We start from the raw sequence: 13,064 nt of genomic DNA, 5'->3' as shown, positions 1-13,064 counted from the left end.
CCAGTCATTGTACGTGGAGAACCCGGGAAGTGGCGGGGAGGCTCATAACGCGGCGAGGAGCATATGCCCTATGCCACTATGCCTCGGGATGCCAGGTGTTGGCCTCCACCGCGGCGGCCACATCCGGCACCGGCTCACGGTTGAGTCCTTCGGCGATGGCCTGTTCGGCCACGGCGATGGCCACACGGCGGGAAATTTCGGTGAGCGACGACACGGGCGGCAGCACGGCGGCGCCGGGTTCGTTCACGTCGATCATGCCGGAGATGGCGTGGGCCGCGGCGAGCAGCATGCGGTCGCTGATGAGTCGGGCCCTGCCGACGATCGCGCCGAAGCAGATGCCGGGGTACATGAGCGCGTTGTTGCCCTGGCCGATGTGGTAGGTCACGCCGTCGTACTCCACGGGGGCGGACGGGGTGCCGGTGATCACGAACGCACGGCCTTCGGTCCAGCGGATCACGTCGGCGGCCTTGGCTTCGGCCAGTTCGGTGGGGTTGGAGATCGGGCAGATCAGCGGGCGTTCCACATGGGAGGCCATGGCGCGAACCACCTGCTCGTTGAACGCGCCGGGACGGGTGGAGGTGCCGATGAGCACGGACGGCTTGAACGCGTCGACCACGGCGGCCAGATCGGTAATGTCGTCGAGGCCGGCGAATTCGGCCGGATCGTGCGCATACTTGGCCTGGCCTTCGGTCAGCCCGTCCTGTCCGGCGAGGATCAAACCATAGCGGTCCACAAGCGCCACACGGCTCATGGCGTCAGCGCGGTCCATGCCGCCTTCGAGCACCATGTCGTCGACGAGCTGGTCAGCGATGCCCACGCCGGCGGTGCCGGCGCCAAATACGAGGATGCGCGTATCGTCATAGCTTGTACCGGCGATGCGACGGGCGGCCACGAGCGCGGCGAGCACGGTCACGCCGGTGCCTTGGATGTCATCGTTGAGCGTGAGCACGTCGTGACGGTAGCGTTCCAGAATCGGCGCGGCGCATGGACGGCCGAAGTCCTCCCAGTGCAGCAGCGCATCCGGATAGAGTTCCAGACTGTCGCGCACGAACGTTTCGATGAAATCGTCGTAGCGCTGGCCACGGACGCGGGGGAACCGGTTGCCCACGTAGTGCGGATTGTCGAGCAGTTCCTTGCGGTCGGTGCCCACATCGATCATGACGGGCAGCACGCGGGCCGGGTCGATGCCAGCCGCGGCCGTGTACACGGCGAGCTTGCCGGTGAGGATCTCCGCACCCTGCGCACCCCAGTCGCCGATGCCGAGGATGCCTTCGCCGTCGGTGGCGACGATCAGGTCGATGTCACGATCCTGCGCGTACTGGCGCAGCGCGTCCTTGATGCGTTCGGGGTGTTCGATCGACACGTAGGCCACGTCGGAGCCGAAGTAGAACTCGTCGTAGCGCTGGATCGACTGGGCCACGGTGGGTGCATAGACGATCGGCATGTATTCGGTCAGATGCTTGGCCATGCCGTGGTAGAACAGGCGGCGGTTCTCACGGCACACGCTCATCAGGTACAGGCGCTTTTCGATGTCCTTGTCGAAGCTTTGGAATCGCGCGTACATAACCTGCTCCTGCAGGTCGAGCGACTGCACGGCGGCGGGCAGCAGGCCGTCGACGTCCGCGGCCACACGCTCATCGGCGGTATAGGCGATGCCCTTGTTGACGAAGGAGTCCTTCAGGGTGGCGAATCCGGTCATGTCGATCATCCTCGTTTCTTGGAATGGGGTGGGCTTCCTTGCCCGGTTGTTGTCTCCCAAATTAGGAAGATGCCGTCCGCCTCACAAATAACGATCGTTTATATGCACGACACGCCTGATATCGCAACGATTACGGCATGCGGCACGGTGAGTCGCCCCATATTGCCATTTGTTATTTGTGAGGCTGGTCACAGATTTCTATGCTCGGGACCATAGTCCGTCGCCACAAGGACGCCGCGACGAGCCACCCATCTTTCGTGTAAAGGAGCACATCATGGCAGCAGCAGCGAGCATCAACACCGCCGCACGGACCACCAAGGACTCGTCACGAACAGCCATCGAACCGATGCGACTGATCAAGGCGGCGATCTGCGTGGCCGTCACCGTTGCGATCTACGTCATTCCCGCGCCGGACGGTCTTGAACCACAGGCCATGCATATGCTGGCGATCTTCCTCGGCACGATCCTCGGCCTGATCCTGCAGCCACTACCCACTGCCGCGGTGGCGATCATCGGGCTCACGGTGGCGATGCTCACCGGCACGATGGATCCGAAGACGGCGGCGTTCTCCGGTCTGGGCAGCGCCTCGATCTGGCTGATCGTGGCGGCTTTCTTCATCGCCCAGGGATTCGTGAAGACCGGTCTCGGCCGTCGTGTGGCGCTGGTATTCATCAGTCTGCTCGGCAAATCCACACTCGGCATCTCCTACGGCCTGTCCGCGGCCGACCTGCTGCTGGCACCGGCCACGCCGTCGAACACCGCGCGTCTGGGCGGCATCCTGTTCCCGATCATCACGTCGATCAGCGACGTGCAGCAGTCCACGCCGGAGAACGACGAGTCCCGTCGGCGCATCGGCGCGTATCTGGCCGTGACGGCGAACAACGTGAACGCCATCACCTCCGCCATGTTCGTCACGTCCATGGCCGCCGGCCCGGTGGTGGTGCAGCTCGCCGCCGACAGCGACGTGACGATCGGCTGGGGCACGTGGGCGCTGGCCGGCATCGTGCCCGGCGTGCTCAGCCTGCTGATCATCCCCGCACTGGTGTACAAGGTGTATCCGCCCACGATCAAGCACGTGCCGTCCGCCCAGTCCGACGCCCGTGAGGAGCTGCGGCAGCTGGGACGACTCAGCGCGCAGGAATGGATCATGGCCGCAACGTTCGTGGTGATGCTCGTGCTGTGGGCCACCGGTTCCATGACCGGCATCAATGCGACCACCGTGGCGTTCCTGGGCGTGTCCGTGCTGCTGGCCACCGGCATCATCGGCTGGCAGGATATGGCCGCCAACAAGTCGGCATGGTCCACGCTGATCTTCTTCGGCGTGCTGGTGGGCATGGCCACGCCGCTCAACGCGCTTGGCGTGACCGAATGGGCCGGCGATCTGATCGCCGACGCCACTTTGGGCATGCCATGGATGGCAGTGCTCGCCCTGCTCACCGTCTGCTACTTCCTGATGCACTACATGTTCGCCGCCGAGCTGGCCCAGGCGGTGGCCCTGTACACGCTGTTCCTCGGCGTGGCCGTGGCGGCCGGCGCTCCCCCGGTCGCCTCGGCGCTGATGCTGGGCTGCGCCACCGGTCTGATCGGCGCCATGACGCACTACGCGTCCGGCCCGGCCGCCCTGATCTACGGTGCCGGTTATCTCAAGACGCCGGAGTTTCTGAAGATCGGTTTCCTGTGCGGCATCGTAACGGTGGCGATCTGGCTGACCGTGGGCATGGGATGGTGGAAGATCATCGGCCTGTGGTGACCGGTCTGTAGCAATCGATCCGTGGTTCCCGTTCCATGGCACCGCACAGAACGGGAACCATCACAAACCGAACCTGAACGCAAAGAAAAACCTCTTCGCACATCATTGTCCGCGAAGAGGTTTTTCTCATCCCCGTTGGCATCCGGGAAATTCGTCCGGAGCAGGGCTTCCCACCAATCGGTATTCACGTTACTCCTGACCGTGGTACGGCACCTCGAGGAAACCGATGGCAACCGATTGATGTGACGCAAATCACACCAGCGGCGATCAGACGTCATCCGTATGATGGCCCCACCTCGTGACTAGACTCGAAACCATGATCCTACCGAAGCACATTCCGATCGGCGCGCGCATTGTGGTGCGCACCCTCATCGGCGTAGACGAAAACGACGGCCGGGAGAAGTATCGCGATTACGTGGGTCATGTCACCGGTTGGGACGGCCGGACGCTGACCATGCTGCGCGACGAGTCGGCGAACGGACGGCGAAAGGCCGAGATCGTCTCCGTCGACGCGACGAGCATCGTACGACTCAAGCCGGTGCCCGAACGTCCGCGGTTCACGACTCCACGCATATGACGGCAACGTCGTTCTCCCCGGACTATACGAACAACGTGTTGATCATGACCGGTGATAGGCTAGGACGAAACGCACTTGCACGGCATCACCGATCACGAGGAGAGGTTATGGTCCAGCATAGGAACACCCGCACCGAAGGCGCCATCAAGGAGGCGTTCATCACGCTGACGAACGCCAAGGGCTTCGACGCCATGACCGTCAGCGATCTCGCCCGCGAGGCGCATATCAACCGCGGCACGTTCTATACGCATTACACCGACAAGTTCGATCTGCGCCAGCAGCTGCTGGCCAACGCCATGAGCGATCTGACGCAGATCATGCTCAATCCGGGCTCCGCATTGGAACAGCCCGCCACCTCCGGCCCCGAAGGACAGCTCATCCCCTATGCGGCCCTGCTCGGCGGGCTGCGCTACATCAAGAACGACTTCGCGTTCTTCGACGCCATCTCGCACAGCGGCAACGACATGCAGCTGTACAACCGCACCAAGGACATCATCACCGAGCTGCTGCTCATCGAGGCGGAGAAGGTGGGTAAGAAGCCCGGACGGGACAACATTCCCGCGGTATATGCGCGCGAAATGCTTGCGGCGTCGCTCACCGCCATCGTCTGGCTGTGGCTGAAGCGTGGATGCGAGGAGTCGCCGGAGACCATCGCCACGATCATCGATCATGCGCGCACGCTGGCTCCGGCGGACCTGCTGAACTGAGGAACCGTTAGACGAGGGCGGTGCGGATCTCGGCGATGGCGTGCGTGCGGTCGGTCATATGCATGATGTGTTCGCCTCGCTTGGCGGAGGCCAGCAGCTGGTCGCGCCATGAGGCCTCGTCGCCGCCGATGCGCACGGTCACGCTCTCGTGCGCCGCTCCCCCGCGCTCGCGGGCCTTGTATTCACGATAGGGACGGGCTACGGCAAAGAAGTCGCGAACCTGCGCCAGCGCCTCGTCGTCACCCGACTCCAGCAGTGTGGCCATGGACTCCAGTCGATCGCTCATGTGGTGCAGTAGCTGCGCCACGTTGGCGGCGTCCTCCTCCACCATCGCGCGGGTGCGGTCGGGGTCGGTGAGGGCGACGCGGGTCATGTCGCGCCAGCAGCCGGCGGCCAGTGCCTGGGCGATGTTGCGTGAGGGGGTCTCGGCAAGCTCGTTGGCCAGCGCTGTGGACACCACGTGCGGCATGTGGCTGATCAGCGCGGCGGCCTGGTCGTGCGTGTCGTCGTCGATCGCGATGATGCGGTCGCCCACGCCTTCGCAGATCATGTCGATCACCACAAGCAGACGGTCATAGGACGTGCACTCGTCGAAGGTCACCGCCCACAGAGCGTCGTCGTACAGCGATGGGTCGGAGGCGGCATAGCCGGAGAATTCGTTGCCGGCCATCGGATGTGCTCCCACATAGAGGTCGTTCAGCCCGGCTGCCTTCACCTCGTCGCGCACCTGTCCCTTGACGCTGCCCACGTCGGTGAGCACGGTACGGGAATCGAGCACCGGAGCCAGCTTCGCCAATACGTCGGGCATGGCCTTGAGCGGCGTGCACAGCACCAGCACGTCGGGGACGGCCCGTGCCAGATCGGTCACGTCGTCCACGCATTCGATGCCGGCCGCACGCGCCTGCTCGTATGGCGCCGGCCGATGGTTCCATGCGATCACACGACGACCGCACTCCGCCAGACGACGGGCCAGCGAACCGCCGATCAGCCCCAGACCGGCGACGGCGATCACACGTGCCTCGGGCAGGACGTCCGGTTCCGTGTTCACGCCCATAGCAGCTCCTTGTCGTCGGTCGGCTCGAACGGCATGCCGGAGGCAACGTCCTCGGGAGTGCGCCGCACACCGCCCTCGGGCAGCATCCACGCACTCACCGGCGGATTGGGCCGGTCCTGTCGCGGATAGACGGCCAGGGTCTTCACCCAGTCGCCGTGCGCCACCACGGTGTTGAGCACGGCCTTGAACTGCGGCTGCCACGGCGCCGCGTCAAGCGTGGCGATGAAGCTGTAGGTGCCTGCATGGCCCTTGATGGGGCGGGAGATGAAGCTGGTCATGTTCAGACCGGCGTCGCGGATCACGTCGAGCAGGTCGGCAAGCACACCGGGGCCGGTATTCAGCGGAATGAACGCGACGATGGACTCGAATTCCGTCACGCCCTGCGATTCGGCCTGCACCAGCTGTTCGCGCACCTGCTCGCGCGGGGCGAGCACCAGAAAATCGGTGGAGGCGCCGTCAAAGTCCTGCACGCCCTTGCACAGCACGTTCAGCCCGTACAATCCAGCGCAGATGGAGGGACCGAGCGCCACCTCGTCGGCGGCGATGTCGCGGCATGCGGCGGCGTTCGACGACGACGGTTCGGCGGTCAGCGCATGCTCGGCGATGAACTTGGAGCATTGCGCCAACCCGTGTGGATGGGCGCGGACCACGGTCAGATCGCCATGGCCGGGACGAACCAGCGCGTCGAACGTGACGTCCACGCGCACGCGGGCAAATCCGGCCACATCCTCGGCGTCGATCAGGGCGTCGAGATTCGGCACCACATAGCCTTCCACATTGTTCTCCCAGGCGACCACTCCCCAGCCGTTGCCGTTGGCCACGGCGTCGAAGATGGCCGGCACGTTCGGCGCCGCGACGCACTCGCCACCGTCGGGGATGAGCTGTGCGGCGGCCGACGCGGCCTGATGGGTGAACGAGCCCTGCGGCCCGAGATAATGCAATGACACGGTCATAATCAGCGAATCCTTCTATCGGGCACGTCGAACCATCGTTTCGGCAGCAGCAGCAGCATGAACACCTGCAACGCCACCATGCCCAGCATCCAGATGATGCCGGTCTTCTGCATGAAGAAGGTGTAGGAGTCCGAGGTATACCCGAAAATCAGCATCGCACGGGACTGGGTGGACATCTGCAGGATCAGCATGGTCACCGCACCGGAGGCGATGAGATGGAATCCCACGCCCGCGCTGCCGGATCTCGCCCGCGCCGACCATGTGGATATGCCGAGTAGGAGGAACGACAGCACCAGTCCGTAGGGGATGCTCCACTGGACGCCCATGCGATGGGCCGCCGCGCCGACGAAGCCGACGAGCGCACCCGAGGCCGCACTGACAAGGATGCGACCCCACAGGGGCAAACGAAAACTCCACGGCTTGAGGGCGTTTCGATCCGCCCGGCCTCGCCGTGGAGTCATCTCCATTCGTGTAGTCATATGGTTTAGTATGGCCGCCGGCCTCTACAAGTGCTTCACAATTCCACCTGCCGAGATCGACGGCCAACGCCCGGTAAACGTTCGGGAAACGAGTGTTTACCGATCAGGCGTTCTTGTTCTGGCGACGCTGCTTGGCGCGCCACTTGTACCAATCGTCACGCTTGAGGATGATCTTGCGCACGCGGATGGACTCGGGGGTCACTTCCACGCACTCGTCCTCGTTCGCAAAGTCGAGGGACTCCTCGAGGCTCATCTTGATCGGCGGGGTGAGCGTCTCCAGCACGTCGGCGGTGGCGGAACGCATGTTGGTCATGTGCTTGGCCAGCGTGATGTTCACGTCGAGCTCGTCGGGCTTGTTGTTGATGCCCACGACCTGGCCCTCGTAGACCGGGGACTGCGGCTCGACGAAGAAGTTGCCACGGGCCTGCAGACGCTGCATGGCGTACGGGGTGGCCACACCCTGACGGTCGGAGACCATGGAGCCGTTCTGACGGATGGTGATCTCGCCAGCCCACGGGGCGTATCCAGCGGAGATGGAGGAGGCAATGCCGGTGCCGCGGGTGGCGGACAGCAGCGCGGTGCGGAAGCCGATCAGACCGCGGGACGGCACGGTGAACTGCAGACGCACCCAGCCGGAGCCGTGGTTCGTCATGTTGTCCATGCGGCCCTTGCGGTCGGCCATGAGCTGGGTGACGGCGCCCATGTACTCTTCAGGCACGTCGATGGTGGTGTTCTCCATCGGCTCGTTGACCGCGCCGTCGATGGTCTTGGTGACCACCTGCGGACGGCCGACGGTCAGCTCGTAGCCTTCGCGACGCATCTGCTCGGCAAGCACGGCCAGCGCCAGCTCGCCACGACCCTGGACCTCCCAGGCGTCCGGACGATCGGTCGGCAGCACCTTGATCGACACGTTACCGATGAGCTCGCGGTCCAGACGGTCCTTGATCATGCGGGCGGTGAGCTTGTGGTCCTTGCCCTCGGTGCCGGCCAGCGGGGAGTCGTTGACGCCGAAGGTCATGGAGATGGCCGGGTCGTCGACGTGGATGAGCGGCAGCGGCTTGGGGTCGTTGGGGTCGACGATGGTCTCGCCGATCATGATGTCGTTGACACCGGCGACGGCCACGATGTCGCCGGGGCCGGCCTCCTCGACCGGCTGGCGGTCGAGACCCTGGGTGCGCAGCAGCTCGGAGACGCGGAAGTTCTCGATGGAGCCGTCCACACGGGACAGGCCGTAGGTGGCGCCCTTCTTCAGCGTGCCGTTGTAGATGCGGACCAGACCGAGTCGACCGAGGAAGTCGGAGGAGTCGATGTTGGCCACGTGGGCCTGCAGCGGGGCGTCCTCGTCGTATTCGGGGGCGGGGATGTTCTTGATGATGGCCTCGAACAGCGGCTCGAGGTTGTCGTTGTCCGGCAGACCGCCGTCGGCGGGCTGGTTGGTGGAGGCGTAGCCAGCCTTGGCGGCGCAGTAGATCACCGGCATGTCGAGCAGCTGGTCAAGATCGAGGTCGATGCCCTCGTGCTGCACGTCGTCGGCCAGACCGAGCAGCAGGTCGGAGGTCTCGCCCACGACCTCTTCGATACGGGCGTCGGGGCGGTCCACCTTGTTCACGCACAGGATCACCGGCAGCTTGGCCTCGAGGGCCTTGCGCAGCACGAAGCGGGTCTGCGGCAGCGGGCCTTCGGAGGCGTCCACGAGCAGGACGACGCCGTCGACCATGGAGATGCCGCGCTCCACCTCGCCGCCGAAGTCGGCGTGGCCGGGGGTGTCGATGATGTTGAGGGTGATGCCCTCGGGGTGGCCGTACTTGGCGGCCAGCGGGCCGGTGTACTCGACGGCCGTGTTCTTGGCCAGAATGGTGATGCCCTTCTCGCGCTCCAGATCATTGGAGTCCATCACACGATCCGGCACTTCCTCACGCTCGTTGAACACGTGGGACTGCTGAAGCATTGCGTTCACCAGCGTGGTCTTGCCGTGGTCGACGTGAGCCACAATCGCCACATTACGGATATCACCGCGTACCGCCATGAAAACCTCTCTTAATTGACTGTCTATTTGTGTCGCAATGAAGTATTTGCGTCGCTTTTGGAGTATTCGGACTGGTCGTTGCCGTTTCCCTATACACAAACCGCACCAATAGTAGCCGTATTCCTTGACAGTGCCCAATCGGCATCATGGCATGCCGACGGCGTTCGTGGCGCCGAAACGCCGTCGACGCCACGACGACGGCTCGGTGTCGGATCAGCAGTAGGAGACGAGCATCTCCGTGAAGGCGAGAATGGTCAGCGACTGGCCGTACGGCATCGGGGTGCGCTCGATGGCGCGGTAGTAGTCGAGGTCGCTCCCCATGCCGGTGCCCACCGACACGTTGGCCACCGCGCCGTCCTCGCCAACCTGATCGGCCAGTCCCTCGATCGCTCGGTAGGCGATCGCCGCGTACGACTCGTTGAGCAGTCCGCCGTGCACGGCGCGCAGGATGCCGTAGGCGAAGCCGGCGGTGGCGGAGGATTCGACGTACGTGTCGTCGTGGTCAATCAGCGTGTGCCACAGTCCGGATTCGTCCTGATGCTTCGCCAGCGCGTCCACCTGGGTCTTGAGCACCTCGACCAGCCAGGTGCGCAGGGAGTCGCCGGGCTCGAGCTCCAGGATGTCGATGATCTCGGGGATGGCCATCGTGGCCCAGCAGTTGCCGCGCGCCCAGTGGGCCCCGGCGAAGTTGTTGCGTCCGTCGAAGGTCCAGCCGTGGAACCACAGGCCGGTGGATGGGTCCATAAGGTACTTGACATGGATCTGGAACTGGTACTTGGCCTCTTCCACGTAGTCCTTGCGTCCGAGCAGCATGCCGATCTTGGCCAGCGGCAGCACGGTCATGACCAGGGTGTCGGCCCACAGCTGGTTGTGGTGCGGCTCGCCGAACGTGATGTGCTGCATGCCGAGCTCTTCGGTGCGCGGCATGGCGGTCATGGCCCAGTCGGCCCAACGCCTGAGATACGGCAGCAGACGGGATTCGCCGGTGCGCTCGTACAGGAACGCCATGGCCAGCAGCGGCGCCATGGTGTTGACGTTCTTGGACGGTGTGCCCTTGGCCAGGGTACGGTCGAACCAGGAGATCACGGCCTGCCAGGCGGCTTCGTTGCCGGTGACGTCGTAGTTGCGGCACAGGCCGTACAGGCCTACGCCTTGCGGCCAGTTCCATACGTCCCAGCTTTTGTCGTCGACCACGACGCCGCCCTGCGTCCATAGACCGTCGCCGTCCTTGCTGGAGATGGACACCAGATTGGCGATCATGACGTCCATGAGCTGCTGAAGACGTTCCTTGGTGATTGGCATGGATATCGTTTCCATTGGAACCTCGTTTCGCGGGAAAGACACAATGACATCGTTGACTTTGTTGACTTTCCCATCGTAACGCAAATTTCTGCAAAATTTTCAGAAATAAATTCCAGTTTTTGAAAACTTATATCAAGAACGTGTCTTTTCTTGCACTATTGCTTTACCGACTCCTGTCCCGCGGATTCCACGGCGCTCGCCGACTCGGGCAGGAACGGCGCAAGGGACGGCAGACGATCCAGGCCGTCCAGACCCATGTTCTCCAAAAACAGATCGGTGGTCACCAGAAGCGCCGCATGCGAATCAGGATCGTTGCCCCGCTCCTCCACCAGACCATGCAACGTCAGCGAACGGATCACACCATCGGAACTCACTCCACGAATCGTCGAGATCCGCGCACGCGTGATCGGCTGCTGATACGCGATGATCGCCAGCGTCTCCATGGCGGCCTGCGACAGACGAGCCGTCCTGCCATCGTTGATGAAGGCCTCCACCACCGACTCCATCTCCTGACGACTGGCCAGACGCCATCCACGAACCGTGTGCCGCAGCTCAAAGCCGCGACGGCGTGCGCCATCCACGCCGTCGTAGTCGTCGCGCAAGGTCTCCAGCACCTGAGCCACACGATCGGCGTCCACGCCGAACACGGTCGCCAACGCATCCTCCGTCAGCGGATGGTCGGTCACCATCAACACCGATTCCAGACAGGCCGCCAAACCGCCGGGGAACTCATCCACATTCACCATCTATGCAAAATCCTTTTCACTGATCATCACGTCACCGTCATCACTGTCGCTCCCGGCGTCCCCGCCCTTGACGGAATCCGCCGTGGACCGTAGGCCGGCCGCCCATCGCAGATGCAGATCGGCATAGGGCCCCTCCTGCTTGAACTGCAGATCGCCCTGCTTGAAGAACGCCAGCACCGCCAGGAACCTGGCCACCACCTCGATGCGGGTATCCGTGTCGGCCGTCAGCTGATCGAACGTCATGGAATCGCCCGCGGGAAGCATACGCAGACGATCCCTGACCATGGACGCCTGCTCGCGAAGATCCACCAGCGGCACATGCAACTGGCTAACCGACACCTCCTCGGGCGGAGCGCCGGCGAGCGCGCGGGCGGCCAGCCGCGCCAGCGATTCCGCATCGACCGTCAACTGCAGTTTCGGCATCATGGCGGCGATCGCATCATCCACATACCCTGGGTGGTCCACCCTGCCGGCATTGGCCGCCATACGTGTGCGGAAATCCACGCCGGCCTGCTTGAACGCCTTGTATTGCAGCAGTCTGGCGAACAGCAGATCGCGTTCGCGCAATGCGTCCATGCTGTGCTCGTCGCGTTCGCCGTCATCGAAGGACGGCAGCAGGGCGGCGCTTTTTGCCTCCACCAGCACCGAGGCGACATCGATGAAGCCGCTCGCCTCGTCCATGTTCGCCGTCAGATCCATGGCATTGATGTAGGCGATGAATTCCTCAGTGACCGTGGCCAGCGACACCTCGGTCAGTTCCAGTCGCTTGTTGGCCAACAATCCCAGCAGCACATCGAATGGTCCCTGATAGGAGTCGAGTTCGACATGGAAACCGGCGGTGGCCTCGGATTCGAGGGCATCACCGCCGGTCTGCGACAGGGAGATATCCGCGATCGTGTCGGTGGTCGTCACGCCACCACTCCGCGCGCCACTAGCTCACGCGCCACCTCGCGGTACTCCTTGGCGGTCTTGTGCTCCGGCGCATACATAGTGATCGGGGCCGCTGCGATCGTGGCGTCGGGCAGTTTGATCGATCGGGTGATCACGGTGTGGAACACCTTTTCCTGGAATGCCTCGTAGATGCGGTCGAGCACCTCCTCGGAGTGCAATGTGCGCGTGTACATGGTCACGAGCACACCGTAGACCTCAAGGCCGGGGTTGATGCGGCTCTTGACCTTTTCGATGGACTGCATGAGCAACGCCACGCCTCGCAGCGCAAAGAATTCGGCGGCCACGGGAATGATCACGCCGTCGGCTGCAGTCAGCGCGTTCACGGTGAGCAGGCCCAGCGACGGCTGGCAATCGATGATGATCAGATCATATTCATCGCGCAGCGGACGCAGCACGCTGGCAAGCACCTGCTCGCGGCCCACCTCGGTGACCAACTGCACCTCGGCAGCGGACAGGTCGATGTTCGCGGGAATGATGTCCAGCCCCTCGAACCGCGTATGGTGCACGACCTCGTGCGGGTCCATCGACGGGTTGAACATGGCCGTGTAGATAGTGTTGTCCACGGAGTTCGCGTTGATGCCGAGACCGACCGAGGACGCGCCCTGCGGATCGGAGTCGACGATGAGCACCTTGCGTCCGAAGTTCGTCAACGCTCCGGCGATGTTGATCGATGAGGTAGTCTTGCCTACGCCGCCCTTCTGGTTGCACATGGCGATGATTCGTGCGGGTCCGTGATGGTCCAAAGCTTGCGGCGCGGGGAAGGTCTCATATTCGCGCCCTAACAGATCAGTAGGCATAATCTCCATGCTAACAACAACCG

The 13,064-nt window shown here is 63.6% G+C and carries 12 protein-coding genes; 3 read left to right on the top strand and 9 right to left on the bottom strand.

What is annotated here, in order from left to right; genetic code table 11:
• Window positions 1-76: 76 nt before the first annotated feature.
• Window positions 77-1,708, bottom strand: a complete 1,632-nt coding sequence (locus tag D2E23_RS06825) for an NAD-dependent malic enzyme (RefSeq protein ID WP_126030209.1) — start codon at window positions 1,706-1,708, stop codon at window positions 77-79.
• Between the two features lie 265 nt (window positions 1,709-1,973).
• Between D2E23_RS06825 and D2E23_RS06820 the strand changes: the two genes are divergently transcribed.
• The 3 genes from D2E23_RS06820 to D2E23_RS06810 all read left to right on the top strand — a co-directional run bounded on the left by D2E23_RS06820 (window position 1,974) and on the right by D2E23_RS06810 (window position 4,733).
• The gene (locus D2E23_RS06820) at window positions 1,974-3,449 is read left to right on the top strand and encodes a DASS family sodium-coupled anion symporter (RefSeq protein ID WP_126030208.1); all 1,476 of its coding nucleotides are present in this window, start codon (window positions 1,974-1,976) and stop codon (window positions 3,447-3,449) included.
• A gap of 316 nt (window positions 3,450-3,765) precedes the next feature.
• On the top strand, window positions 3,766-4,026 hold the full coding sequence (locus tag D2E23_RS06815; RefSeq protein ID WP_126030300.1) for a DUF6725 family protein: 261 nt from the start codon (window positions 3,766-3,768) through the stop codon (window positions 4,024-4,026).
• Window positions 4,027-4,133: 107 nt separating this feature from the next.
• Entirely contained in the window at window positions 4,134-4,733 is a 600-nt protein-coding gene (locus D2E23_RS06810) for a TetR/AcrR family transcriptional regulator (protein ID WP_126030207.1), read from the top strand.
• Between the two features lie 7 nt (window positions 4,734-4,740).
• On the opposite strand, the gene D2E23_RS06805 is transcribed toward D2E23_RS06810, so the two are convergent.
• The 8 genes from D2E23_RS06805 to D2E23_RS06770 all read right to left on the bottom strand — a co-directional run bounded on the left by D2E23_RS06805 (window position 4,741) and on the right by D2E23_RS06770 (window position 13,041).
• A complete protein-coding gene (locus D2E23_RS06805) occupies window positions 4,741-5,787 on the bottom strand; it encodes a prephenate dehydrogenase (protein ID WP_126030206.1) in 1,047 nt (348 codons plus the stop codon).
• A complete protein-coding gene (locus D2E23_RS06800; protein WP_126030205.1) occupies window positions 5,778-6,740 on the bottom strand; it encodes a prephenate dehydratase in 963 nt (320 codons plus the stop codon). Before D2E23_RS06800 ends, D2E23_RS06805 begins: the two co-directional genes overlap by 10 nt.
• 2 nt (window positions 6,741-6,742) lie before the next feature.
• Window positions 6,743-7,144 carry an alcohol dehydrogenase gene (locus tag D2E23_RS06795; RefSeq protein ID WP_126030204.1) on the bottom strand — a complete coding sequence of 134 codons (402 nt, stop codon included), beginning with the start codon at window positions 7,142-7,144 and terminating at the stop codon, window positions 6,743-6,745.
• Window positions 7,145-7,322: 178 nt separating this feature from the next.
• Window positions 7,323-9,245, bottom strand: a complete 1,923-nt coding sequence (gene typA / locus D2E23_RS06790) for a translational GTPase TypA (RefSeq protein WP_126030203.1) — start codon at window positions 9,243-9,245, stop codon at window positions 7,323-7,325.
• 213 nt (window positions 9,246-9,458) lie between these two features.
• Window positions 9,459-10,547, bottom strand: a complete 1,089-nt coding sequence (gene bglB / locus D2E23_RS06785) for a beta-galactosidase BglB (RefSeq protein ID WP_206432010.1) — start codon at window positions 10,545-10,547, stop codon at window positions 9,459-9,461.
• Window positions 10,548-10,702: 155 nt separating this feature from the next.
• Window positions 10,703-11,293 carry an SMC-Scp complex subunit ScpB gene (scpB, locus tag D2E23_RS06780; RefSeq protein WP_126030201.1) on the bottom strand — a complete coding sequence of 197 codons (591 nt, stop codon included), beginning with the start codon at window positions 11,291-11,293 and terminating at the stop codon, window positions 10,703-10,705.
• Complete coding sequence (locus D2E23_RS06775; RefSeq protein WP_126030299.1) at window positions 11,294-12,187, bottom strand: segregation and condensation protein A; 894 nt, start codon at window positions 12,185-12,187, stop codon at window positions 11,294-11,296. It abuts the gene before it with no gap.
• 14 nt (window positions 12,188-12,201) lie between these two features.
• On the bottom strand, window positions 12,202-13,041 hold the full coding sequence (locus D2E23_RS06770; protein WP_093961324.1) for a ParA family protein: 840 nt from the start codon (window positions 13,039-13,041) through the stop codon (window positions 12,202-12,204).
• Window positions 13,042-13,064: the final 23 nt, after the last annotated feature.

This window comes from Bifidobacterium callimiconis (assembly GCF_003952005.1).
GTDB lineage: Bacteria > Actinomycetota > Actinomycetes > Actinomycetales > Bifidobacteriaceae > Galliscardovia > Galliscardovia callimiconis.
The sequence above is the reverse complement of the archived record's forward strand: the minus strand, read 5'-3'. Positions and strand labels throughout refer to the sequence as shown.